The sequence below is a fragment of the Glycomyces sp. NPDC021274 genome (assembly GCF_040641195.1).
In the GTDB taxonomy this organism is placed as follows: Bacteria; Actinomycetota; Actinomycetes; order Mycobacteriales; family Micromonosporaceae; genus Glycomyces.
This window is the reverse complement of record NZ_JBFADC010000010.1, coordinates 123,205-145,776: the sequence shown is the minus strand read 5'-3', so window position 1 is coordinate 145,776 and position 22,572 is coordinate 123,205. Positions and strand designations below refer to the sequence as shown.

Sequence of the window (22,572 nt, the reverse complement as noted above, 5' to 3'; positions counted from 1 at the left end):
GCCCTACTCACTTAATTACGTCAATAGTCTTGACACAGATTGTTGAGCCGCCTGTATGATCGGCGCATGCCCCGGACGAAGAGCGGATCCCTCCAGTCACTGCGCCGGGCGAACCAGGAACGGCTGCTGACCCTCTTGCTGCGCAAGGGACCCACGCACCGCGCCGAGCTCGCCCGCCGCGCCGACCTGTCACGGACGACCGTGTCGACGATCGCCACCGACCTGATGTCGCGCGGCCTCGTGATCGAGCAGGACGGCGACCCCGACGGGGACGGCCGCGCCAAGGAGACCCTCGCGATCAACCCGGGCGCGGCCGTCGCGCTCGGCCTCGACTTCACCTTCGACCACGTCTGGGTGCACCTCTCCGACCTGGCGCACAACGAGATCGCGGGCGCCGGGCGGGCCGTGGACCCCGACCTGGGCTGGGCCGAGCGCATCGACGTCGCCGCGGACCTGCTCGACCGGCTCATCGCCGAGCACGCGCTCGACCGCGCCCGGATCGTGGGCGCGGGCGTCGGCCTGCCCGGCCCCATCGAGAAGGCCACCGGCATCGTCTCCACCTCGCTGCCCGATCAGCCGTGGTCCCATGTGCACGCCGCGGACGAGTTCAAGCGCCGCCTCCGGCTGCCCGTCGCGATCGAGAACAACACCCGGCTCGAAGCCGTGGCCGAGGCCTACAGCGGCGCGGGCCGCGGCGTCCGCGACCTCATGTACGTGGGCCTGTCCAGCGGCATCGCGGCCGGGCTCATCCTCGACGGCCGGGTCTTCCGCGGCGCGGTGGGCGCCGCCGGGGAACTCGGCCACACCTCGATCAATGTGGACGGTCCGGCGTGCCCGTGCGGCAACCGCGGCTGCCTCGTCCTCCATGCCGGCATCCCCGCCGTGCTCACCGCACTGCGACCCCACCTGGGCGCCAAGGCGACCGTGGAGGACGTGCTCGCCGCCGCAGCCGCGGGCGACCGCGCCTGCGAAGGCGTCCTCGCCGACGTCGGCCAGATGACCGGCCGCGTCCTCGCCAGCCTCTGCAACCTGCTCAACCCCGAGCGCATCGTCGTCGGCGGCGAACTCGCCCGCGCCGGCGAAGTGCTCCTCGACCCGCTGCGCACCGCCATCCGCCGGTACGCGCTCACCCTCGTGCGCGAGGTCGACGTCGTCCCCGCCGCCCTCGACCTCGGCGCCCGCGCCGGCGCCGTCGGCGGCGCGGCCCTCATCCTCCGCGAGCGCCCCGGCCTCGCCTCGGCCCTGGTCGACCTCACCGAGCCCGCCGCGGACGGGCGATAGGGTCGGCCGCATGAATCGATTCGAGGGCAAAGTCGCTGTCGTCACCGGCGGCGCCAAGGGCATCGGGGCCGCCACCGCGCAGCGCCTCGCCGGCGAGGGCGCGGTCGTGTACCTCGCCGACATCGACCGCGAGCAGGGCGAGAAGACCACCGCCGACCTCGGCGGCAACGTCCACTTCGTCCAGTGCGATGTCGCGCGGGCCGCCGACTGGGCGGCGCTCGCCGCCGAGATCGAAAGCGCCCAAGGGAAGGTCGACGTGCTGGTCTCCAACGCGTACGCCATCCGCTTCGGCCCGGCCCACGAGCTCGCCGAAGACGACTGGGACCGGACCCTCGACGTCACGCTCAAAGCCCTCTACCTGGGGTTCAAGGCCCTCGCGCCGCTCCTGCCCGAGACCGGCGGCGCGGTCGTCGCCGTCTCCTCCGTGCACGCCCACGCCTCCTTCCCCGGCTTCGCCGCCTACGCGGCCGCGAAGGGCGGCGTCAGCGCGCTCGCGCGGCAGCTCGCCATCGAATACGCCCCGGCCGTACGCGTCAACACCGTCGTGCCCGGCCCCATCCTCACGCCCCAGTGGGACCCCGTCCCGGCCGAAGGCATCGCCGACGAGACCGGACGGACCCTCCTGGGGCGCATGGGCGGCGCCGAAGAAGTCGCCGCCGCCGTCGCCTTCCTCGCCTCCGACGAAGCCGGCTTCATCACCGGCGCCGAACTCCCCGTCGACGGCGGCTGGCTCATCCGGCACCGCTGACCCCGCAGCTCCACAAGAGATAGAGGTTCCCTTGAACATCGCCAGAATCGAGACCTTCTTCGTCCGGCCCCGGTGGCTCTTCGTGCGCGTCGAGACCGACGACGGCCTCGTCGGCTGGGGCGAGCCGATCGTCGAGGGCCGCGCCGAAGCGGTCGCGAGCGTCGTCGAAGCGCTCGCCGACCGGCTCATCGGCGCGGACGCCTCCCGCATCGAGGACCACTGGCAGGTCATGACCAAGGGCGGCTTCTACCGGGGCGGGCCGGTGCTCTCCAGCGCCGTCGCGGGGATCGACCAGGCCCTGTGGGACCTCAAGGGCAAGGCACTGGGCGTGCCGGTCTACGAACTGCTCGGCGGCGCCGTGCGCGACCAGGCCCGCGTCTACACGTGGATCGGCGGCGACTCCGCCGAAGCCCTCGCCGACGACGCCCTGCGCGCCAAGGCGAACGGCTTCGACGCCGTCAAGTGCAACGCCGCGGCCCAGCTCGGCCACATCGAGACCCCCGCGCAGGTCCACCGGATCGTCGACCAGTTCACCGAACTGCGCGCCGCCGTCGGCGACGAGATGGACTTCGCGATCGACTTCCACGGCCGCTTCTCCACCGCGATGGCCCGCCGCGTCCTGCCCCTCCTGGAGCCGCTGTTCCCGCTCTTCGTCGAGGAGACCGTGCTGCCGGAGTTCTCGCGCGACCTCGCCCGGATCACCGCGGGCACGTCGATCCCGATCGCCACCGGCGAGCGCCTGTACTCGCGCTGGGACTACCGCGACGTGCTCTCCACGGGCATCGCGGTCGCGCAGCCGGACCTCTCGCACGCGGGCGGCATCTCCGAGGTGCGCCGCATCGCGGCCATGGCCGAGGCCTACGACGTGGCGCTGGCCCCGCACTGCCCGCTGGGGCCGATCGCGCTCGCCGCGAGCCTGCAGGTCGACTTCGCGGCGCCGAACTTCCTGATCCAGGAGCAGAGCCTCGGCATCCACTACAACGAGGGCAACGACCTCCTCGACTACCTGGTCGACCCGGCGGTCTTCGCGTTCACCGACGGGCACGTCGAGCGCCCCACGGGCCCGGGCCTGGGCATCGAGGTCGACGAGGCGGCGGTCCGCAAGGCCGCCGAGGACCCCCACCGCTGGCGCAACGAGATCTGGCGGCTGAAGGACGGCTCCTTCGCGGAGTGGTGAGCGGCTGAGCCATGGGACGTGAAGGGGCTCGCGCCGGATCGCGGCGCGAGCCCCTTGCCGTTCACTCAGGTCAGGCGTCGGCCTCCAACGCGAAGTCGGCGGCCACTACGGCGTCGGCCTCCACTTCGGCTTCGGCAGCGCCGGTGGTCCATCCTGCAAGGCCCGCTTCGAGACTCGCCGGTCCGGCGTCGGTGAAGAGGACGTACGAGCCGTCCGCCCCGGTCGTGGCGGCCCTGCCCGTGGCGGGGTCGGTGACGACGGCGCCCTCGATCGGGTCGCCCGTGGCCGCGTCGGTCACGGTGCCGCGCACGAGGCCGCCTTCGAGTTCGCCGCAGCCGATGCGGACGTTGTCGACCATCCACCAGTAGGCCCACGTGTCGTTGTCGTTGAAGTGGAACTTCAGCTGCACGGCGCTCTGGTCGGCCCAGGCGGCGAGGTCGACGGACTCGACCGTGGCCTCCAGGTCCTCGGTGGTGTGCCAGACCTGCTCCCAGGTCGCGCCCTCATCGACCGAGATGTGCACTGCCGCTTCGGAGCCGATCCCGCCGTCGACGAAGAAGCTCGCGAACGACAGGGTCGGGTCCTCGGCCGCGCTCAGGTCGAACACCGGCGTGATCAGGTCGGTGTCGACCAGGTGGTCCGGGTCGGCCGCGTCGGAGTTCGCCTCCGCGAAGCCGCCCGAGCCCGGCGTCTGGTTGCCGTACTCGAACGGGTCGTCGAAGACCCAGCCGGCGGTCTCGCCGCGGTCCACGACCTCCCAGCCCGCGGGGAGCGCCCGCGACTCGAAGGCCTCGTCGAGCACCTCCGAACCCCAACCGGGGGCCAGGCAGCCGGGCAGGACCGGCACTTCGACCAGGCCCGCGTCGGCCGGATCGACGGTGACCACTTCGTATCCGGCGTAAGCGGTCTCGACGGTGAGCGGCCATTCGCCCTCGGCCGGGATCTCCATGCTGAACGCGCCGGTGAACGGGTCGGTCTGTGCGACCGCCTCGTCGCCCGCGGTCGACACGGTCGCGTCGAGCGCCCACCCGTGCCCGCCGCCGTCCACGACCGTGCCCTCGACGACCTGCGTCGCCTCCTTCTGGAGCTCGGCGTCGAACACGGCTTCGCCGTTGTTCTTGATGCGGACCGAGCCGCGGACCGTCTCGTACAGGAACTTCGAGGCCGTCACGTGGTAGCGCCCGGCCGGGATGCGCGTGAACTCGTAGGTGCCGTCGGCGCCCGTGGTGGCCTCGCGGACCACCGCGCCCTCGAACACGAGGCGCACGCCCGCGACGGGCTCGCCGTCCTGGTCGCGGACCTCGCCCGAGAGCGCCCCGAACTTGCCCGCGGGGGCCTCGTCCACGGCGTCCTCGACGTTGACGCGGCCGTGCCCGTAGACGTTGTTGGCCTCCTTGTCGCCGGTGCACTGGTCGTCAGCGGTGTCGACGGCCGTGCCGGTCAGCGTCTCGTAGACCGCGTCGTAATCGCCTTCCAGCGACGGCGACGCCGACATGAGCAGCGCGATCGCGCCCACCACATGCGGTGTGGCCATTGAGGTCCCGTCGCCGAGGCCGTACTCGTCACCGGGGAGCGCGGAGCGGACGTTCACGCCCGGAGCCGAAATGTCCGGCTTCAGGACGCCGTTCATCCCGTGCCCGCGCGAGGAGAAGTCGGCGATCTCGTGGTCCTCGTCGTAAGCGCCGACGGCGATCACGTTCTCGTACACGCCGGGGCTGCTCATCGTCAGGCACGCGGAGCCGTTGTTGCCCGCCGCGAACACCGGGATGATGCCCGAGGCGTGCCACAGGTCCACGACCTCCGCGTAGATCGGGTCGTAGCCCGGGATGGTCGAACCCCACGAGTTGTTGACCACGTGCGGGGCCTTCAACGGGTCCGGGTTGCGGCCCTCCGAGTCGGTGGGCGCGGCGAGCCACTGCCCGGCCAGGATCAGCGTCTCGATGTCGGGGCAGCAGCCGTTGACGGCGATCCACTCCGCGCCGGGCGCGACGCCGATCCCCTCGGAGCCGACCATGGTGCCCATCGTGTGGGTGCCGTGGCCGTCGTCGTCGCAGGGCGCGTCGCCCGCGCAGACGTCCTGGATGTCGTAGAAGTTGTAGTCGTGCGTGAAGGAGCCGTCGCCGTTGTTGCCGCGGTACTGCTCCACGAGCGCCGGGTGGTCGTACTGGACCCCGGAGTCGATGCTGGCCACGACGATGCCCTCGCCGGTGAAGCCCTGCTCCCACACCTCGGGCGCGCCCACGTCCTCCACGCCCCACTCGACGGCGGCCTGCTGGACCGCGTCCCAGGTCTGGAAGTCGTTCTCGGGCTTGCCGTCGGGGGCGATCGGCTCGATCGCCGCGTAGTCGGGCGCGGCCACGACCGCCTCGACCTCGTCGAACGCGACCAGCTCGGCGAGCAGGTCGGCGTCGCCGACGACCTTCACCGTGGCCGCGCCCCAGTAGGACTCGTAATCGACGCCGGCCTCGTCGAGCGCGGCGAGCACGTCGGCCTGCGATTGCTCGGCGTACTCCTCGGCGGCCTCGACCGCGGCGGTGCCCTTGGCCTCCTTGGTGTCCGCGGCGAGCGCGGTGCTGTAGTCGGGCGAGCCGGCGAAGAGGAGCCACAGCTCCGCGTCGCCCTGGTCGTCGATCGCCTCGAGCAGTTCGGGGGCGACCTTCTCCTCGATGAGGATCTCGGTCTCGGACTCCTGGGCGGCGGCGCCGGTGGCGACCGCGGCCGGGATGAGCGCGCCGGCGAAGGCGGCGGCGAGAATGCGGCGTGAACGCCGCTGTGCAACTGTCACGAACTCTCCTTGTTGGGGGTGGCCCCGCGGTGCCGGCCGCGAGACCGGGGGTGGTCTCCGAGAGGCATGAATTTGGTGACTATGGACAGGTTCGCTGGGGTAGCTCCACTTTGGCGACCCCAAAATCGGTACGCCTCGAAAGACCGGGACGGTTGCATGCGTCACGTTTTAGGCACGGGAGATTATTCGCGGCGCGGGTATCAGGGCACGCAAAAGCCCTGAACCGCGTTGCGGTTCAGGGCTGGTAGAGCCAGGTCAGGGCGGTCAGAACCCGCCGAAGTCGCCGCCGCCACCGAAGTCGCCGCCTCCGCCGAAGTCCCCGCCGCCGTAATCGCCGCCGCCGGAGTCGCCGCCCGCGTCCCCGCCGTCCGCACCGGCGTCACCGCCGGCATCGCCACCGGAGTCGCCGCCGCTCTGGTCGCCGCCCTCGACCGCGCCCATCGCGTAAGCGGGGGCGATCATCGCGTCGAAGACCATCATGCCGACGAACACGCCCGCAGCGCCCGCCAGCGCGGGCTGCCACCACGGCGTGTTGTACCAGCCCGCGGGCACGGGGCGCCCCTCGACGCGGCCGCCCGGGTAGTAGTGGCGGTTCTCGTCGCTCGGGTCCGGCGAACCGGTGTAAGTGCGGCCCTCGACCTCGGCGCTGACCGGTTCGGTGAGCGCGCCGGTGCGGCGCTTGCCGACCATCGACGGGATCTCCGGGCCGGGGTCCATGCCCATCGCGGTGCGGGCGGCCCGCGCGTAGAGCAGGCCTTCGATGGCGGTCTCGGCGACGAGCCGGTACTGGTTGATGGTGCGCGCCGATTCGAGCTGGGAGCCCGCGGCGGTGTAGCGCTCGCCGGCGTCGGCGAGGGCCTGGCCCGCGGGGAGGTTGTCCCCGGGGGCGATGAGGTTCATGGTCTGGCCGCCGAGGCGCTCGTAGAGGCGCCGGGCCTCGGCCTCGGCGTCCGCGAGTTCGGCTTCGGCGCGTCTTCGATTGGATTGCACCACGAAGAAGATGACGAGGATCGCGACCACCAGCAGGGTCAACCACAGCTCCATGTACCGACTGTACCCGTGGTCACCCGCCTACACTGGCCCGTATGACGTGGGTCCTATTGGCAGTGGTGTGCCTGGCGGCGGGCGGTTTCGGCGGCTGGTTCGCGGGGCGGTCGCGCCAGAGTGCGGAGTTGGCGGCGGCGACGGCGCGGCTGGAGGCCGCGGCGGACAACGAGCAGCGGCTCGAGGCGACGTTGAAGGCGGTCGCGTACGAGGCGACGGACCATTCGCGGCAGGCCGTCGGGCAGGTGCTCGCGCCGATCGCGGAGACGTTGGCGCGCTATGAGACGCGGCTCGGCGATGTGGAGCGGGCCCGCGTGGACGCGTACGCGCAGTTGCGGATTCAGCTCTCGGGGGTCGCGGAGACCTCGGAGGACCTGCGGGAGCAGACGGGGCGGCTGCTGGGGGCGCTGCGGTCGCCGCAGGTGCGCGGCCAGTGGGGCGAGGTGCAGTTGCGGCGGATCGTGGAGGCGGCGGGGATGGTCGAGCACTGCGACTTCTCCGAGCAGCACTCGGGGCTGGTGGACGGGCGCGGGGTGCGCCCGGACCTGGTGGTGCGGTTGGCGGGCGGGCGCACGCTCGTCGTGGACGCGAAGGCGCCGCTCCAGTCGTATCTGCAGGCGTTGGAGTCGGAGGACGAGGCGGGGCGGGACCAGCTGCTGCGGTTGCACGCGAAGCATCTGCGGCGGCATGTGGAGTCGTTGGCGGGCAAGGAGTACTGGCGGGCGTTCGAGGACACGCCGGAGATGGTGGTGCTGTTCGTGCCGGCGGACGCGTTCCTGGACGCGGCGCTGCGGGGCGACCCGGCGCTGCTGGAGGACTCGTTCGCGCGGGGTGTCGTGATCGCTTCGCCTGCGACGCTGATGGCGCTGCTGCGGACGGTGGCGCACACGTGGCGGCAGGAGGCGCTGGCCTTGCACGCCAAGGAGGTGCACAAGCTGGGGCGGGAGCTGCACGAGCGGCTCGGCGCGGTGGCGGGGCATTTCTCGCGGCTGGGTTCGTCGCTGGACGCGGCGGTGGGGTCGTACAACGCGGCGGTGGCGAGCGTCGAGTCGCGGCTGCTGGTGACCGCGAGGCGTTTCAGCGAGCTCGAGGTCGCGGGCGAGGCGCCGGAGTCCCCGGCGCCGGTGATCACGCCGACGCGAAAGCCGACTTGGGACGCGGCCGCCCCGGACCTCCGGCCCTAGTCGAACTCCCCGGGCAGTCCCCCGCCCTCCCAGGGGGGCGACCCCGATTCAAGTCTCACGCGGCGGTCCGACAGAAAACCCGCATTCTTACCGTCGTAAACGGAACTGTCACCCGAAAGAGGTCCCCGCGCTCAGGCGCGGCCGGCGGCCTTCAGGTCCTTCGCCAGTTCGCGCGGGAGGGAGAAGGCGATCTTCTCGGTCACCGGCTCGAACTCCTCCACATTCGTGAAGCCGCGTTCGGCAAGGTGCGCGAGCACGTCCTGGACCAGGTTGTCAGGCACCGAGGCCCCCGACGAAAGGCCCACAGTGGACGCGCCTTCGAGCCATGCCTCGTCGATCTCGTGCGCGAAGTCGATCAGGTGCCCGGTCTTCGCGCCGTGCTGCACCGCGACCTCGACCAGCCGCACCGAGTTCGAGGAGTTCTTCGAGCCGACCACGAGCATCACGTCGCATTCGTCCGCGATGTCCTTGACGACCTGCTGGCGGTTCTGCGTCGCGTAGCAGATGTCGTCGCTCGGCGGGCTCTGGAGCATCGGCAGGCGCTTCTTGAGGCGGTCGACCGTCTCCATGGTCTCGTCGACCGAGAGCGTCGTCTGCGAGAGCCACACGACCTTCGCGGGGTCGCGCACCGTGACCTGGTCGACCGCGTCGGGCCCGTCCACGAGCTGGATGTGCTCGGGCGCCTCGCCGGAGGTCCCGATGACCTCCTCGTGGCCCTCGTGGCCGATGAGCAGGATGTCGAAGTCCTCCTCGGCGTACCGCACGGCCTCCTTGTGGACCTTCGTCACCAGCGGGCACGTCGCGTCGATCGCCTTCAGGCCGCGCGCGGCCGCCTGGTCGTGCACCTCGGGCGCCACGCCGTGCGCCGAGAAGACCACCACCGAACCCGGCGGCACCTCCTCGTTCTCCTCCACGAACACCGCGCCCTTGCCGGCGAGGGTCTCCACCACATGCCGGTTGTGCACGATCTCCTTGCGCACGTACACCGGAGCGCCGTAGAGCTCCAGCGCCTTCTCGACGGTCACCACGGCCCGGTCCACGCCCGCGCAGTACCCGCGCGGCTTGGCCAACAACACTCGCTTCGGGTCTGCCACGCCTCGATGGTATCCGGCCGCCCGGTTTCGTCACACCCTGCAGTTAGTCTGGCCACGTGACCGACGCAGCGAGCAGCGCCACCGACAGCACCGCGGAACGACCCGGCGCCCCGGAGCAGCCGGGAGCCCCGGCCCGGTCCGGCTCCGCCTCGCGACCGGGCGCGACGGGACCGGGCGCGCCGATGAGCGCCGAGAACCCCTGGCCGCTGCGGGTCGTCTCGAAGAAGATCGGCGACTGGCTCGCCCGCCTCGGCGAGGTGTGGACCGAAGGCCAGATCACCGAGATCAGCCACCGCGGCCGCACCGTCTACCTCACCCTGCGCGACCCGTCCGCCGAGGTCTCGATGCGGGTCGTCGACTTCACCGGTGCGGTCGCCGCCTGCGAGCCGCCCCTGCGCGACGGCGCGCAGGTCGTCATCCGCGCCCAGGCCCAGTGGTGGGACAAGAACGGGTCGCTCTCGCTGCATGTGCGCGAGATCCGCCAGGTCGGCCTCGGCGAACTCCTCGCCCGCCTCGAACGCCTCAAGAAGCTGCTCGCCGCCGAAGGCCTCTTCGCGGCCGAGCGCAAGAAGCCGCTGCCATTCCTGCCCTACCGGATCGGCCTCATCACCGGCCGCGCCTCGGACGCGATGCGCGACGTGCTGAAGAACGCGAAGGCCCGCCTGCCGTCCGCCGATTTCGAGGTCCGCGAGGTCGCCGTCCAGGGGCCGCGCGCGGTCACCGAGGTGTGCGCGGCGCTGGCCGAGCTCGACCGCGACCCTGACGTGGAGGTCATCGTGATCGCCCGCGGCGGCGGCTCGATGGAGGACCTGCTGCCGTTCTCGGACGAGACGCTGTGCCGCGCGGTCGCCGAAGCGGTCACCCCCGTGGTCTCCGCGATCGGGCACGAACCGGACACGCCGATCCTCGACTACGTGGCCGACTGGCGCGCCTCGACCCCCACCGAGGCCGGCAAGAAGGTCGTCCCCGACCTCGCGGAGGAGCAGCGCGGCCTGAACATCAGCCGCACCCGGCTGCGCCAGGCGCTCAACGTGATGCTGACCCGCGAGACCGACGGGCTCGCGGCGATGCGCGCCCGCCCGGTGCTCGCGCGGCCCGAGACGATGCTGGAGGCGCGCGGCGAGGTGCTCGCGAACCTCCGGCACCGCATGCGCGCCCGCGTCGACTCGCGGCTCGAGCGGTCGACGGACGACCTGGAGCACCTGCGGGCGCGGTTGCGCACGCTGTCGCCGCAGTCGACGCTCGACCGGGGCTACGCGATCGTCACGGACACCGAGACGGGTGCGGTGCTGCGGGAAGCGGCCGATGCGGGCGAGGCGATCGAGGTGCGGCTGGCGGCGGGATCGCTGCGGGCCGCTGTGGTGCACACGAGGGAGGACGAGCAGTGAGCGACAAGTTGAGTTACGAAGAGGCCCGCGCGGAACTGGTGGCCACGGTCGAACGGCTCGAAGCCGGCGGGGCCACATTGGAGGAGTCGCTGGCGCTGTGGGAGCGGGGCGAGAAGCTGGCAGACTTGTGCCAGTCCCACCTCGAAGGCGCAAGGGAGCGCCTGCGGGCGCGGACGCAACCCGACGCGGAAGACGAGGATTGATGACCGATCTCGACCAGGCGTTCGACGCCGGATGGGCCGCCGCTGACAGCGACAGTCCCGAACCGACCATCGCCTATTTCCGCGACCTGCTCGACGCCAACCCCGAGCACGCCCGCGCGGTCTTCGAGTACGCCAGCGCGCTCGACTTCGCCGGCCGCGAAGCCGAGGCCGCCCCGGTGTACGAACGGGCCTTCGCCGCCGGGCTCGACGGCGACCTGCTGCGCCAGGGCTTGATCCAGTACGGCAGCACCCTGCGCAACCTCGGCCGGAACAAGGAGGCGGTGGCGGCTCTGGAGCAGGCGGTCGAACGGTTCGACGACGACGCGGCCCGCGCGTTCCTGGCCCTCGCCCTGCTCGAGGACGAGCGGCCGCGGGACGCGGTCGCGGCGCTCTTGCACCTGACGCTGGACCGCGCCGAGTCGGCGAGCCTGAGCCAGTACGCCCGCGCGCTGCGCTACTACGCGGGCGCCCTTGTGGCCGAGCAGCCAGAGGACGGCCGCTGAGGGCGCGTTCGCCTCGCGAGCGCCGTCGATCGCGGCGGCCCCGTCAACGAGCGGGGCGCTTGGGACGCCGAAGCAACCCGCGAAGTGCCGACCGTGTCGTGAGCTGGCCGGCTTCAGTGGCCAGGTCCTAGGAGGCGGCGGCGACGCCTTCGGCGAGTTCGGTGAGGTCGCCGACGCCGTCGGGTTCGGCGCTGAGCACGACGGTCTCGCCGTCGATCTCGGCCACCCAGGTCTCGCCGTTCTCCGATTCGTATGCGGCCCACTGGATTCCGGCCGCTTCGACCGGGGTGCCGGTGCCGGTGAGGTTCTCGTTGACGTCGGTGGCCGTGCCGTTGGTCTCCGAGAGTTGGAGGCCGTTGCCCTCCGGCGAGTAGTAGCCGGTCCGGAGCGTGACGGTCTCGCCGTCGACCGCGAGGTCGGTCGAGATCGCCTTCCATTCGTCGCTGAGCTCGGGCTCGATCACCGCGAGGCCGAGACTCGCCGCGGTGGTGTAGTTCGCGCTCGTGTCGACCACACTGACCTGCCGGTCCGCGGCCACCCACTGCCAGCCGACGTAGAACAGGCCGATCGGCACCAGCAGCACGGCCATCGACATCGCCATGTCGCGCATGCGCCGCTGCTTGGGGCGCGCGGACTTGGCCGCGTCGGCGTTCGCGACGGCTTCATTCACGACCGTGCCGTCCGCGACCTCGGCTTCGACCTTGACCTCTTCGGTGGACATGCCTCCATCCTGAACGACCGCCCCGCCACCCGCCCCACCGCCCCGCCCCGGCGTGGCGCAAGAAGCCCGCGCCCGGGCCCCGGCGTCCGTCCGCGCCGGATTCGGCCCGCAAGCCCCGGGCGCTGGCCCTGCTCCCGCCCGCGACCGAGCCCGCCAGCCTCCTTGGCCCGGCCGCAACCCGGACGCGCCCGCACACCGCGACGCGAATCCGACTTCCGGGCCGTCCGGCCCCTGGAATACCCTCTCCGCAGCGGTACCCGCGGCCCATGGAAGGAGCCCCCCTTTGATCCTCGTGGCAGGCGAGAACATCATCGACCTCGTCCCAGCCCCCGGCGGCCAGCTCCGACCAACCTGCGGCGGCGGACCTGCGAACACCGCCGTCGCGCTCGCCCGGCGCGGCATCCCGACCGCGCTGGTCGGCGCCGTCGGCGGCGACCACTTCGGCCGCCAGGTCTGGCGCCGCCACATCGCCGCGGGCGTCCACCGCGACTGGCTGCTCCGCACCGATCTGCCCTCGACTCTGGGCCTCGCGATCGTCCACGAGGACGGCAGCGCCGAATACGACTACTGGACGACCGGCACCGCCGACTTCGCCTGGGAGTCGCGCGCACTCCCCAAGCCGGACCCGGCGCAGGTCGACCTCCTCCACTTCGGGTCGCTCGCCGCCTATCTCGAGCCGTCCGCCCACGCCATCGAGCACTGGGTGAACCGCGCCCGCCGCGCCGTCCCGGTCTCCTTCGACCCGAACATCCGCCTCGGCGCCATGGGCGACCACGCGAAGGTCCTGGAACGCACTGAGCGCCTGGTCGGCCTCGCCACGCTCGTGCGCGTCTCCGAACGCGACCTCGCCCAGCTCTACCCGGGCACCGCCGTCGACGAGATCGCCCGCAAATGGCTCGAAGCGGGCCCCGAGCTTGTGGTCGTCACCCTCGGCGACGCGGGCTCGGTGGCCTTCCACCGCAGCCACACCACGGAGATGACGGCCCCGCAGGTCGACGTCGTGGACACCATCGGCGCGGGCGACGCGTTCACTTCCGGGCTCATCGGCTGGCTGACCTCGGCGGGCTGGATGCGCCTCGACCGCGTCCCCGCCTGGGGCAACCGGTCCGTGGTCGCCGCGGCCCTGCGCTACGCGAGCCAGATCGCCGCCCAGGCGTGCACCGTCCCCGGCGCGCCGTGACGCAGCGCGTTCACTGAGGCGCAACACGCCTCAAGTCGACATAAGATCGTGGTGTGCCTGCTCCTGAACTGCGTATCTGCCTCGACGCGTCCGACCTCGACGCGTCGCTGCGCAGCGACGTCCGGCGGGGCCTCACCGCGCACCCCAAGCACCTGCCCATGCGCCTGCACTACGACGGCCGCGGGTCGATCCTCTTCGCCGAGCTCACCCGCCAGCCCGAGTACTACCAGACCCGCAGCGAGCGGGCGGTCCTCCACGACCGGGCGGCGGAGATCGCGGACGCGCTCGGCGCCGACCCGGTCTCGGTGATCGAGCTCGGCGCGGGCCGGGCCGAGAAGATCCGGCCGCTCCTCGGCGCGCTCGCGGAGGCCGGCCGGCTCGACGCGTTCTGGCCCTTCGACGTGGCCGAGGGCGAGGTCCGGGACGTGCTCCTCGAACTGGCCACGGCCTACCCGGACGCCCGTCTCGGCGGCATCATCGGCGACTTCACCCTCCACCTCGCGCACCTGCCCGACCACCACGACATGCGGCTCGTCGCGTTCCTCGGCGGCACCTTCGGGAACTTCACCGGCATGGAGCGCAGCCAGTTCCTGAGCGACCTGCGCGAGGCCCTGCGCCCCGGCGACTGGTTCCTGCTCGGCGCCGACCTCGTGAAGGACCCGGAGGTGATCCTCGCGGCCTACAACGACGCCGCCGGGGTGACCGCGGAGTTCAACCGGCACGTCCTGTACGTCCTCAACCACCGCCTCGACGCCGATTTCGAACCGGACAACTTCGAGCACATCGCGTTGTGGGACAACGACACCGCCACCATCGAGATGCGCCTGCGCGCCATGAAGCCGATGAAGGTGGACGTCTCGGCGCTCGCGCTCGACATCGCGTTCAGGGTCGGCGAGGAGATCCACACCGGCATCTCCACCAAGTTCCACCGCGGCGAACTCGAGAACCAGCTCCAGGCCAGCGGATTCGCGACGACCCGCTGCTGGACCGACGAGCACGGGTACATGGGCGTGTTCCTCGCCCGCGCGATCTAGAGGCGTTCGGCGTCGGGCCGGATTAAGGTGGTCGCCATGGGAGAGATCGTGCTCATCCGCCACGGCGAGACCACCTGGTCCGCGTCGGGCCAGCATACGTCCGTCACCGACCTCGAACTCACCGAGAACGGTGTGGCGCAGGCGAAAGCGCTCGCACCGCTGCTCTCCGGGCGCGAGTTCGCGGCGGTCTGGTCGAGCCCGCGCAGACGGGCGCTCGTCACCGCCGAGCTGGCGGGCCTCGCGGTCACCGCGGTCGTCCCCGACCTGGCCGAATGGGGCTACGGCGACTATGAGGGGCGTACCAGCGAGGAGATCGCGGCCGAGAACCCGGACTGGTCGCTCTGGACCGACGGCGGCAGAGGCCACGGCGGTGAAACGGCCGAAGCCGTCACCGCCCGCCTCGACCGCGCCCTCGCCGAGGCCGAAACGCTCCTGGAACACGGCGATGTCGCGTTCTTCGCCCACGGCCACAGCCTCCGCGTCGCGGCGGCCCGCTGGCTCGGCCGGCCGGCCCGCGACGGCCGCGAGTTCAAGATCGACACCGCCTCGATCGCCGCCCTCGGCTACGAGCACGAGCACCACGCGATCACGCTGTGGAACCTCACGCCGGCGGCCGCGAGCGGCGCATGGTGACGCCGCACGGCGCGCCGTCTCGCCCCGAAACCGCTTGTCCCCCAGGTGACTCGGCCGCACGCTCAGCTTGACGCCGCGCCACGCCGCTCTTTGGGGGTCGCGCCGCATCAGCGTCTCGTCGTGGTCTCCTCGACCTGGGGCCCGTATTCCAAGGCCCAGGCGGCACCGCTACCGCGACGATTGCAGCTGCGGGAGGTTCGTTAAGGACGCCAGATGACGACGCCGGTCGGCACCTCGCGCTCCGAGAAGCAGCCGTCAGGGGCCGCTTCGGTCAGCAGGCCCCGCAGTTCCCTCTCGAAGGCGGGCAGGCGCTCTCCGAACAGGTGCGGTGCCGAGCTCGACAGGGAGAACACCGCCGCGACGACCGAGTCGACGTTCCGTTCGAAGATCCGGCCGTCGTCGACCTGGATGCGGGTCACCTTGGTGTATCCGGCCTGCCGCATGATGTCCTCTTCGCCGCCGGCGGTGCCGCCCGGCAGGTAGCCCTGTCCGGCGCGGCGGACCGGCCCGAGGTAGGCCGCGACGAGTTCGCTGATCCGGTCCCAGGGCGGGGCCGGGTGCGGCAGCGACGCGGTGTCGTCCGCGCCGCGGTGCGTGGTGGCGCCGACGTGGATCCAGTACCCGGCGGGGTCGAGCAGCTTGCGGACGCGGTCGGCGACGAGCAGGCGGTCCATCCAGTGGAAGGACTGCGCGAAGGCCACGACCTGGAAGACGCCCAGGTCCTCGGGCAGCGTTTCGGCGCGGGACTGAAGCCATGCGATGCCGGTGAGTCCGGCCTCCTCGGCCCGGCGTGCGGCTTCGGCGAGCATGCCCGCGTCCGGGTCGACGCCCACAGTGGAGGCGAACAGCGGCGCGAGCTCGAGGGTCAGTGAGCCCGGGCCGCAGCCGACGTCGAGCAGTCGGCCGGTGCCGTCGAGGCCGAGTGCGTCGCGTACGGCCTCGGCGAGGGCGGTCGGATAGGGCATCCGGCCGACGCTGTAGTGGGCGGCGCTGCCGGCGAAGAGGGTCTCGTCCCACTCCCAGTCGGCGGCGTCAGTGGTCATTGGAGCAGATTCCGTATCGCATCGGCGCCAGCATCGCCGATCGACTCGTAGAGCGCCAGCGCTTTTTCCAGCCGCGCGGGGTCGCGTTGACGTTCGCCCGCTCGAACCAGTTGTGGTCAAGAGGCCGCGTTCCTCACGACGCTCGGCGTCGGTGGCGCTCCGGTGGACCTCGCCCATGGCCCCATACCGGTACGCTCGGTGGAGGCCTTGAACGGAGGGTGCCCCATGGATCCGATACTCCTCACGATCGCTACCGCCGCGGCCGGAAAAGCCGCGGAGGTGCTGGCGCAGAACGGCGCCGACGTGACCCGCAAGGTCGTCGACCTGGTTCGCAAGCGCTTCGGCGGCGACGCGCCCGCCGAGATCGAGGCGGCGGTCCTGGAGCAGACCTGCGAAGCGGACCCGGTGTTCCGCTCCGAGCTCGAAGGGATCGTCGGCCGCCCGATCCAGATCACGAACGTGAAGTTCCAGAACAACTTCCACGGCGGCGCGCCGAAGAACGTGGTGCAGGCCGAGACGATCAACGGCCTGACCCTCAACTAGTCCGCGGCCGGCGGGGGCTCTGATAGGCTCCGGCACCCATGAACCCTCCCCTCATGGTCATCCGCTCGGTCCTGGTGCGCTTCCCCGCGCGTTTCTGGTTGTGGGCCTTCGCGATCGCCATCGCGGTGGACCTCGCCGCGATCAGCCTGCACCTCGGTGAGCTCCGCTGGGCGTCCAAGCCCGCGCTGGCGCTCCTGCTCCTCGCCCACCTCATCGTCGCGACCCCGCCCGGCATGCGCCCGGCTCGCCTGTTCGGCCTCGGCCTGCTCCTGGCCTGCGCGGCCGACATCGCGCTGCTGGTCGACGGCACGCCCGCGTTCCTGACAGGCATGGGCTTGTTCAGCCTCATGCAGCTCACGTACATCGCGGTCTTCATCCGATCGGGAGTGCTGCCGCTGCGCGGGCGCTTCCTCGCGCCCGCCTGCTATCTGGCGGTCTGGTCGGGCGCCAACATCGTCCTGTGGCCGCGGCTCGGGGACCTCGCCATGCCGGTCGCGGTCTACAGTCTCCTACTGGTCGCGATGGCCGCGGCAGCGACCGGCCTCAACCGCCTCGCCGGGCTCGGCGGAGCGCTCTTCGTGGTCTCGGACCTGGTCCTCGGCCTGGGCGTGGCCGGCGTCGACTTCCCCCTCCAGTCCCAAACGGTGATGGCGACCTACGCGGCGGCGCAACTGCTCCTGGTCCTCGGCACCGTCAAAGCCCTCCCCCGCAAGGCGGCAGCGTGAACGCGCTGGTCAACATCGCCGCGATCCTCGGCTCCGGCGGTTCCGGCTGTGGCAGTCGGTATCCGCTGAGGACCGCCCGAACCTGGTTTGGCGCCCCATTGCGAAGCTCATAGCAGCGACGGCACTACTCAGTGCACCGGGCGCCACGCAAACTTCAGCAGCGCCCGACTGGCGCAGTCGACCGAGCCGACCAAGCCGCCATCTAGGCGGCTCTTGCCATGAGGTGGGACCACCGGGCGGTATCGCAAGGGCCGTGGCCGAGTGACACCGGGCTCTTCATGGCCCGGCACCGGTCTCGACGTCCGTGCAATGCAGGCAGATGGCCAGAGGCTTATGTCGTAGTCTGCTTACCACCATCTCGTTCACCTACACGGATTCCGTATCCCTGTACGTACTCTCAATTGTCCAGATATCGAGGCAAGTCCGCATCACCCACACGATGCGAAAGCTTTCACGTTCCTCGTCCCGGCCCCGGACCCGCACCGCCCCAAGGCAAAAGGCCCGCCCCGACCGGCCTCCTCCATCGCCGCCCGCTTGAAGCCGCGGGCACCGAGTCCTCAAGCCTGAGACGAGAACCCAGGCGAGGGGATCCGGCGATGCGCGGGGCAGCGAGGACTGCGCTTGCGAGACCTTCGCAAGGAGGGCACACCGCACTAGAGTCGAGTCATGAAACGCGTCTTGTGGCTGCTCGCCTTCGTCATCGGCGGCTACTTCATCGTCCGGGCACTGATCGAGCCGTTCGTGATCGACTTCGGCGATCCGTCGAGCTACGAGGACGATTGGGGCGGCCCGAGCCTCATCGGCGTGCTGCTGGTCCACATGGGACCGGGGATTCTCGTGGCCGCCCTCTTCATCTACGCCCTCAGGAGGTCCGACCGGCGTCGCGGCCAGGACACCCCCGAGGGCTGACCGTTCAGGCCAGGTCGATCCTGGTGAGGCGCTGCGTGGCCCGGGTGAGGACCACGTACGCGACACCCGCGCCGTGCGCCTTGGCGACGGCTTCGAGGTCCACGGCGATGACCGCGTCCCATTCGAGGCCCTTGGACTCCAAGGGGCCCACCAGGGTCACACGTCCATCATGGACGATGTCGCCGAGTTCGGCGTGCCGGTCGTAGGGCGCGATGATGCCGACCGTGCCCTCGACGGCGTCGAGGGCCTGGACGACGGCGCCCGCGACCTCCGGCAGGAGCGCGTCAGCCGCGACCGTCTTCTCCACGACCTCGACACCCGTCTCGCGCACGGCCTCGGGGAGGTCGATGTTGCGCAGGCGCGGCTTGGCCCAGTCGGCGGCGTACTCGAAGACCTCTTTGGAGTTCCGGTAGTTCTTGGTGAGGTGGAACTCGTGGATTCGCCCGCTGGGGACGGCGCGGCGGCGGGCGTCGGCGCTCTCCCTCGGCCGCGGCCAGCTGGACTGGGCCTCGTCGCCGACGATGGTCCATCCGGCGCCGCGCCCGCGGCGCCCGAGCATCCGCCACTGCATGGGCGAGAGGTCCTGGGCCTCGTCGACGATGACGTGCGCGTAGTCCTCGTAGAACGCGTCGCGCGCCTGCCGCTCGGGCCGGTCGTAGTAGCGGTCCTGGGCGGTGGAGACCTCCTGGATGCCGTCCCACGACCGGATGCGGTCGCGGCCCCGGGGCTGGGGCTTCACGCCGAGGAGGATGCGCAGCTCGTCGAGGAGCGCCACGTCGGGGATCGAGAAGTCGGTCTCGCGCAGCGAGGCGGCGACGCCCTCGATCGCCTCCTTCTTCATGTGCCCTTCGGCGGCGGAGGCGAGGCGGCGGACGTCGCCGCCCCAGCCGAGCACGTCGGAAGGGTCGAGGTCGGGCCACCAGTGGTCGAGGAAGGTGAGGAACTCCCCGCGCGAGCCGACGTCGCGGGAGAACTTCGCCGGCTCGGCCTCTTCGATGACCGGTTTGATCTTGCGCCACAAGGCGACCAGGAGCGCGCGCCCCGCCTCGGTCTTGGCGAGGTTCGGGCGCGGCTCCTTCTCGAAGACGCGGGCGCGGGCGGCCGCGAGCTCGGCGGCGTCGAGCGTGAACACGTCGCCGCGGTAGACGATGCGCAGTTCGTGCGGGGCGCCGGGCGGCGTCTGGCGCACGAGGCGGCGCAGGATCGGGAGCATCACGGTGCCGCCCTTGACGGCCGCGACCTCCGGCCGGTCCTGGCGGGTGGCCTCGACCCCGGCGTACAGCTCGCCGAGCGAGTACAGGGCGGCGGTCTCCTCGCCGAGGCTGGGGAGGACCCGCCCGATGTACTTCATGAACACGGCCGAGGGGCCGACGACGAGGATGCCGGCGGCCTCGTAGCGGCTGCGGTCCTGGTAGAGCAGGAACGCGGCGCGGTGCAGGGCCACGACGGTCTTGCCGGTGCCGGGCCCGCCGGTGATGATCGTGGCGCCACGGCCGGGCGCGCGGATGGCGGCGTCCTGCTCGGCCTGGATCGTGGCGACGATGTCGCGCATCCGCCCGGTCCGCTTGCGGCCCAAGGCGGCCATGAGCGCGCCGTCGCCGATCACGGGGAGGCGCTCGCCGGCGTCCTCATTGAGCAGGTCGTCGCTGATCTCCTCGACCGTGCGGCCGAAAGAGCGGATGACGCGGCGCCGCGCGACCTCCTGCCGGTCGACGGCGGTGGCGCGGTAAAACGGCGCGGCGGCGGGCGCGCGCCAGTCGACCAGGAGGGTGCGGTACTCCTCGTCGCGCACGCCGAGGCGGCCGACGTGGCGGACCTTGCCGTCGTCGAAGTCGAGGCGCCCGAACACGAGTCCTTCGTGCTGGGAGTCGAGGTCGGCGATGCGGCGGGCGGCTTGGAAGACGAACACGTCGCGTTCGTACCGCGCACCGGGCACGGTGGCGGCGAGATGGGCGTAGCCGGAGTCGCGGTTGCCTTCGGCTTCACCGCGGAGCACGTCGACGCGCGCGTACACGCGGTCGACGAAGCCCTGCTCGATCGCGATCTCCTGCTCGGGGGTGCTGGCCGGATCGGGGACGGGGACGGCATGCGTCGTGTCGACGTCCTGGTCGTGCTGGGCGTCGGCGGGGCCTGGTTCCTGGGACACTGCGCTCCTCGCTCGAATTCGGGAACGCACCAGCTTAGCGTGTCGCGGCGACACCCGTCCGCCGATCATGGACGAGGGAGTGCTTGCGCACCCTGGGGGTGACGGCGGGTCCGCCGAGGACAGGCCCTAAGGCTGCGCGGGCCGCACCAGGTACATCCACGAGTAGTCGTCGTCGATCTCCTCGAACCCGAACTGGCGGTACAGGCCCTGGGCGTCGGCGGTCGCCAGGAGGACCCGTTTGAGGCCCATCCGCTGGGCCTCCGCCACGATGTGCGCGACGAGCCGCTTGCTCAGGCCCTTGCCGCGCGCCTCCCGGTCGACATACACGTCGCTGAGCCACGCGAAGTACGCCTGGTCGGTGACCAGCCGCGCGAACGCGAGCTGGCGGCCGTCCCCGTCGTAGAGGCCGTACGGGAGCGAGTGGTCGATGGCGAAGTCGCTGCGTTCGCGGGTGCGGCCCATCGCCCAGTACGTGTCGGTGGAGATGACCTTGTGGATCCACTCGCGATCGAGGCGGTCGGGGTCCGAGGAGATCGTGTACGCGTCGCTCATCGGTCCAACCTATGCCCGCCGTTCAGGCCGCGCCAGCCGAAATCCTCGGGCTCCCCTTGCGGCGCAGGTAGATCTCGATGAACAGCAGGTTGAGCACGATCGAGCCGACGATCGCGCCCGTGTAGGCGACGCTGAAGAGCGCGTCGAAGTCGCCGCCGTAGAACCCGTCGAGCAGCGGCAGTTGCACGGCGATGAACAGCCCCAGGTAGACCCGGAGCGTCACGGCGGCGAAGGTCGCGGCCATGCTGCGCAGCATCCACCGCTCGTGCGCGGCGAAGTCGCGGGCCCGCACGGCCCGGTAGGCGCGCACGGCCGTGTAGAGCCAGAACACGTCGAGGACCACGAACGAGACGAGCGCGATCGGCCCGGCCGTGGTCAGCACGGCCACGACGATGCCGGTGAGCGCGCCCGGGAGGATGCCGCCGAGCAGGTAGACGCGGCCGAGGACGCGGTGGACCCGCGGGTGCCTCCGGCGGATCGAGCCGAAGAACTGGAACGGGCCCACCAGGAGCGCGATGCCCCCGGCGGCGGCATGGGCGATGAGGACCGGCAGGTGGATCGGCACGTCGTCGCGGATGCCCACGCGCGGTTCCACCCCCGCGAGGTAGGGCGGTACGGCGCTGAGGACGATCGCGACACTGGCGATCGCGACCACGGCGACGGCGATGCGGCCGCGTCGCGATCCGGATCGTTTCGGGGCGGTGAGGGTGGCGCTCATGAGGGGTGCCCCAAGCGTTGGGAGTTACACTATCGATAGTGACGCTATCACTAATTCGGGCAAGGCGCCACCACCGCTCGGGTATGAAGGACGCATGCGAATCGGAGAGCTCAGCGCCAGGACCGGGGTCCCGGTGGCCACGATCAAGTACTACGTGCGCGAAGGCCTCGTCGGCGGCGGCGAGCGGACCGGGCACAACCAGGTCAGCTACGGCGAGGAGCACGTGCGGCGGCTGCGGCTGGTGCGGTCGCTGGTCGAGACCGGCGCGCTCCCGATCGCCAAGGTCCGCGAAGTCCTCGCCGAGGTCGAGGACCCGCGCCGCGACCTCGACAGCGCCCTCGGCGTCGCCAGCCGGGCCCTCTTCAGCCACCGCGCGCCGGTCGACGAGCCCGAGGACGCCGATCTCGAGACGGCCCTGGCGATCGTGCGCCGCCGCGGCTGGAACCGGATCCCGCAGAGCCACGAGTACCTGCGGACGCTCGCCGACGTCATCGGGCGCCTGCGCCTCCTCGGCCTCGCCGACCTCGTCGAGCACGAGGACCGGTACGCGCTCGCGGCCGAGCAGGTGGCCGAGGCCGACATCCGCCTCCTCATGCAGCGCGGGGACCGCGACGAGATTCTCGAGGCGATGATCGTGGGAACGGTGCTCGGCGACGCGCTCTTCACGACCCTCCGGCGCATCGCCCAAGTCGAAGTCTCCGGCCGCGAGTTCAAAGGGCCCGATGACCATCCAGTCGAACGCGAGCATTCCTTATCCACAAGGGACCGTCATGCCGGACCGTCCGGGCCCGGCGCGAGCACCGCCCATGCGCAGATGGCAATGTCTGCACTTGTCGGGTTTTGGACTGTGCAAGTCGATTGGGCGGTTCTACGCTGATTCCACGCACCCCGGTGGCGCGGCGGCGAAGACCAAGCCTGCTCGACGAGAGACTTTGCCGCCATCACCAGGAGGCCGTCCGAC

General features: G+C 71.4%; 22 protein-coding genes. 14 read left to right on the top strand and 8 right to left on the bottom strand.

The window, feature by feature from the left end; all coding sequences use genetic code 11:
• Nucleotides 1–66 precede the first annotated feature (66 nt).
• Genes AB0I03_RS20630 through dgoD form a run of 3 tightly spaced genes read left to right on the top strand, consistent with a single transcriptional unit; the run spans nt 67 to nt 3,206 of the window.
• On the top strand, nt 67–1,281 hold the full coding sequence (locus tag AB0I03_RS20630; RefSeq protein ID WP_360415183.1) for an ROK family transcriptional regulator: 1,215 nt from the start codon (nt 67–69) through the stop codon (nt 1,279–1,281).
• 10 nt (nt 1,282–1,291) lie between these two features.
• Nucleotides 1,292–2,029: an SDR family oxidoreductase gene (locus AB0I03_RS20625; RefSeq protein WP_360415181.1), complete on the top strand. Its 738-nt coding sequence runs from the start codon at nt 1,292–1,294 to the stop codon at nt 2,027–2,029.
• Between the two features lie 31 nt (nt 2,030–2,060).
• Nucleotides 2,061–3,206 carry a galactonate dehydratase gene (gene dgoD, locus AB0I03_RS20620; protein ID WP_360415179.1) on the top strand — a complete coding sequence of 382 codons (1,146 nt, stop codon included), beginning with the start codon at nt 2,061–2,063 and terminating at the stop codon, nt 3,204–3,206.
• 70 nt (nt 3,207–3,276) lie between these two features.
• Here dgoD and AB0I03_RS20615 read toward each other — a convergent pair whose 3' ends face one another.
• On the bottom strand, nt 3,277–5,991 hold the full coding sequence (locus tag AB0I03_RS20615) for a S8 family serine peptidase (protein ID WP_360415177.1): 2,715 nt from the start codon (nt 5,989–5,991) through the stop codon (nt 3,277–3,279).
• Nucleotides 5,992–6,255: 264 nt separating this feature from the next.
• On the bottom strand, nt 6,256–7,035 hold the full coding sequence (locus tag AB0I03_RS20610) for a hypothetical protein (protein WP_360415175.1): 780 nt from the start codon (nt 7,033–7,035) through the stop codon (nt 6,256–6,258).
• 41 nt (nt 7,036–7,076) lie between these two features.
• Between AB0I03_RS20610 and AB0I03_RS20605 the strand changes: the two genes are divergently transcribed.
• A complete protein-coding gene (locus AB0I03_RS20605; RefSeq protein WP_360415173.1) occupies nt 7,077–8,219 on the top strand; it encodes a DNA recombination protein RmuC in 1,143 nt (380 codons plus the stop codon).
• A 131-nt stretch (nt 8,220–8,350) separates the two neighbouring features.
• Here AB0I03_RS20605 and AB0I03_RS20600 read toward each other — a convergent pair whose 3' ends face one another.
• Nucleotides 8,351–9,313 (bottom strand): 4-hydroxy-3-methylbut-2-enyl diphosphate reductase, encoded by a 963-nt coding sequence (locus tag AB0I03_RS20600; protein ID WP_360415171.1) that lies wholly within the window; start codon nt 9,311–9,313, stop codon nt 8,351–8,353.
• A 56-nt stretch (nt 9,314–9,369) separates the two neighbouring features.
• Between AB0I03_RS20600 and xseA the strand changes: the two genes are divergently transcribed.
• From xseA to AB0I03_RS20585, 3 genes are read left to right on the top strand one after another with little or no spacing between them, the layout of a single operon-like run.
• Entirely contained in the window at nt 9,370–10,701 is a 1,332-nt protein-coding gene (xseA, locus tag AB0I03_RS20595; protein ID WP_360415169.1) for an exodeoxyribonuclease VII large subunit, read from the top strand.
• Nucleotides 10,698–10,904: an exodeoxyribonuclease VII small subunit gene (locus AB0I03_RS20590; protein ID WP_360415167.1), complete on the top strand. Its 207-nt coding sequence runs from the start codon at nt 10,698–10,700 to the stop codon at nt 10,902–10,904. The genes xseA and AB0I03_RS20590 overlap by 4 nt, the downstream gene beginning before the upstream one ends.
• Nucleotides 10,904–11,407 (top strand): tetratricopeptide repeat protein, encoded by a 504-nt coding sequence (locus AB0I03_RS20585; RefSeq protein WP_360415165.1) that lies wholly within the window; start codon nt 10,904–10,906, stop codon nt 11,405–11,407. Before AB0I03_RS20590 ends, AB0I03_RS20585 begins: the two co-directional genes overlap by 1 nt.
• Before the next feature lie 127 nt (nt 11,408–11,534).
• On the opposite strand, the gene AB0I03_RS20580 is transcribed toward AB0I03_RS20585, so the two are convergent.
• Entirely contained in the window at nt 11,535–12,128 is a 594-nt protein-coding gene (locus tag AB0I03_RS20580; RefSeq protein ID WP_360415163.1) for a DUF4245 family protein, read from the bottom strand.
• A gap of 292 nt (nt 12,129–12,420) precedes the next feature.
• On the opposite strand from AB0I03_RS20580, the gene AB0I03_RS20575 reads away from it, so the two are divergent.
• The 3 genes from AB0I03_RS20575 to AB0I03_RS20565 are packed head-to-tail and all read left to right on the top strand — an operon-like array spanning nt 12,421 to nt 14,975.
• Nucleotides 12,421–13,308 carry a carbohydrate kinase gene (locus tag AB0I03_RS20575; protein ID WP_360415365.1) on the top strand — a complete coding sequence of 296 codons (888 nt, stop codon included), beginning with the start codon at nt 12,421–12,423 and terminating at the stop codon, nt 13,306–13,308.
• 53 nt (nt 13,309–13,361) lie between these two features.
• Nucleotides 13,362–14,342, top strand: coding sequence for an L-histidine N(alpha)-methyltransferase (gene egtD / locus AB0I03_RS20570; RefSeq protein WP_360415161.1), 981 nt, complete (start codon nt 13,362–13,364; stop codon nt 14,340–14,342).
• A gap of 36 nt (nt 14,343–14,378) precedes the next feature.
• On the top strand, nt 14,379–14,975 hold the full coding sequence (locus AB0I03_RS20565) for a histidine phosphatase family protein (protein WP_360415159.1): 597 nt from the start codon (nt 14,379–14,381) through the stop codon (nt 14,973–14,975).
• 200 nt (nt 14,976–15,175) lie between these two features.
• Here the strand turns inward: AB0I03_RS20565 and AB0I03_RS20560 are convergent, their stop codons facing one another.
• A complete protein-coding gene (locus AB0I03_RS20560) occupies nt 15,176–16,018 on the bottom strand; it encodes a class I SAM-dependent methyltransferase (RefSeq protein WP_360415157.1) in 843 nt (280 codons plus the stop codon).
• 225 nt (nt 16,019–16,243) lie between these two features.
• Here AB0I03_RS20560 and AB0I03_RS20555 point away from each other — a divergent pair, with 225 nt between their 5' ends.
• The 3 genes from AB0I03_RS20555 (at nt 16,244) to AB0I03_RS20545 (ending at nt 18,195) form a co-directional block, all read left to right on the top strand.
• Complete coding sequence (locus AB0I03_RS20555; RefSeq protein WP_360415155.1) at nt 16,244–16,561, top strand: hypothetical protein; 318 nt, start codon at nt 16,244–16,246, stop codon at nt 16,559–16,561.
• Nucleotides 16,562–16,599: 38 nt separating this feature from the next.
• Nucleotides 16,600–17,286 carry a lysoplasmalogenase gene (locus AB0I03_RS20550; RefSeq protein WP_360415153.1) on the top strand — a complete coding sequence of 229 codons (687 nt, stop codon included), beginning with the start codon at nt 16,600–16,602 and terminating at the stop codon, nt 17,284–17,286.
• 666 nt (nt 17,287–17,952) lie between these two features.
• A complete protein-coding gene (locus tag AB0I03_RS20545; RefSeq protein WP_360415151.1) occupies nt 17,953–18,195 on the top strand; it encodes a hypothetical protein in 243 nt (80 codons plus the stop codon).
• Between the two features lie 4 nt (nt 18,196–18,199).
• Here AB0I03_RS20545 and AB0I03_RS20540 read toward each other — a convergent pair whose 3' ends face one another.
• From AB0I03_RS20540 to AB0I03_RS20530, 3 genes are all read right to left on the bottom strand, one after another.
• Nucleotides 18,200–20,341: a UvrD-helicase domain-containing protein gene (locus tag AB0I03_RS20540; RefSeq protein WP_360415149.1), complete on the bottom strand. Its 2,142-nt coding sequence runs from the start codon at nt 20,339–20,341 to the stop codon at nt 18,200–18,202.
• Nucleotides 20,342–20,467: 126 nt separating this feature from the next.
• A complete protein-coding gene (locus tag AB0I03_RS20535) occupies nt 20,468–20,893 on the bottom strand; it encodes a GNAT family N-acetyltransferase (RefSeq protein WP_360415147.1) in 426 nt (141 codons plus the stop codon).
• Nucleotides 20,894–20,915: 22 nt separating this feature from the next.
• On the bottom strand, nt 20,916–21,611 hold the full coding sequence (locus tag AB0I03_RS20530) for a DUF2306 domain-containing protein (RefSeq protein ID WP_360415145.1): 696 nt from the start codon (nt 21,609–21,611) through the stop codon (nt 20,916–20,918).
• A 94-nt stretch (nt 21,612–21,705) separates the two neighbouring features.
• On the opposite strand from AB0I03_RS20530, the gene AB0I03_RS20525 reads away from it, so the two are divergent.
• The gene (locus tag AB0I03_RS20525) at nt 21,706–22,488 is read left to right on the top strand and encodes a MerR family transcriptional regulator (protein WP_360415143.1); all 783 of its coding nucleotides are present in this window, start codon (nt 21,706–21,708) and stop codon (nt 22,486–22,488) included.
• Nucleotides 22,489–22,572 lie beyond the last annotated feature (84 nt).

Bases quoted from the DNA above. Each gene is read 5' to 3' on its own strand.
- AB0I03_RS20625 (WP_360415181.1), top strand. From the start codon at position 1,292: ATGAATCGATTCGAGGGCAAAGTCGCTGTCGTCACCGGCGGCGCCAAG.
- AB0I03_RS20525 (WP_360415143.1), top strand. From the start codon at position 21,706: ATGCGAATCGGAGAGCTCAGCGCCAGGACCGGGGTCCCGGTGGCCACG.
- AB0I03_RS20630 (WP_360415183.1), top strand. From the start codon at position 67: ATGCCCCGGACGAAGAGCGGATCCCTCCAGTCACTGCGCCGGGCGAAC.
- AB0I03_RS20545 (WP_360415151.1), top strand. From the start codon at position 17,953: ATGAAACGCGTCTTGTGGCTGCTCGCCTTCGTCATCGGCGGCTACTTC.
- AB0I03_RS20565 (WP_360415159.1), top strand. From the start codon at position 14,379: ATGGGAGAGATCGTGCTCATCCGCCACGGCGAGACCACCTGGTCCGCG.
- AB0I03_RS20555 (WP_360415155.1), top strand. From the start codon at position 16,244: ATGGATCCGATACTCCTCACGATCGCTACCGCCGCGGCCGGAAAAGCC.
- AB0I03_RS20585 (WP_360415165.1), top strand. From the start codon at position 10,904: ATGACCGATCTCGACCAGGCGTTCGACGCCGGATGGGCCGCCGCTGAC.
- AB0I03_RS20610 (WP_360415175.1), bottom strand. From the start codon at position 7,035: ATGGAGCTGTGGTTGACCCTGCTGGTGGTCGCGATCCTCGTCATCTTC.
- AB0I03_RS20535 (WP_360415147.1), bottom strand. From the start codon at position 20,893: ATGAGCGACGCGTACACGATCTCCTCGGACCCCGACCGCCTCGATCGC.
- AB0I03_RS20550 (WP_360415153.1), top strand. From the start codon at position 16,600: ATGAACCCTCCCCTCATGGTCATCCGCTCGGTCCTGGTGCGCTTCCCC.
- AB0I03_RS20530 (WP_360415145.1), bottom strand. From the start codon at position 21,611: ATGAGCGCCACCCTCACCGCCCCGAAACGATCCGGATCGCGACGCGGC.
- AB0I03_RS20580 (WP_360415163.1), bottom strand. From the start codon at position 12,128: ATGTCCACCGAAGAGGTCAAGGTCGAAGCCGAGGTCGCGGACGGCACG.
- AB0I03_RS20605 (WP_360415173.1), top strand. From the start codon at position 7,077: ATGACGTGGGTCCTATTGGCAGTGGTGTGCCTGGCGGCGGGCGGTTTC.
- AB0I03_RS20560 (WP_360415157.1), bottom strand. From the start codon at position 16,018: ATGACCACTGACGCCGCCGACTGGGAGTGGGACGAGACCCTCTTCGCC.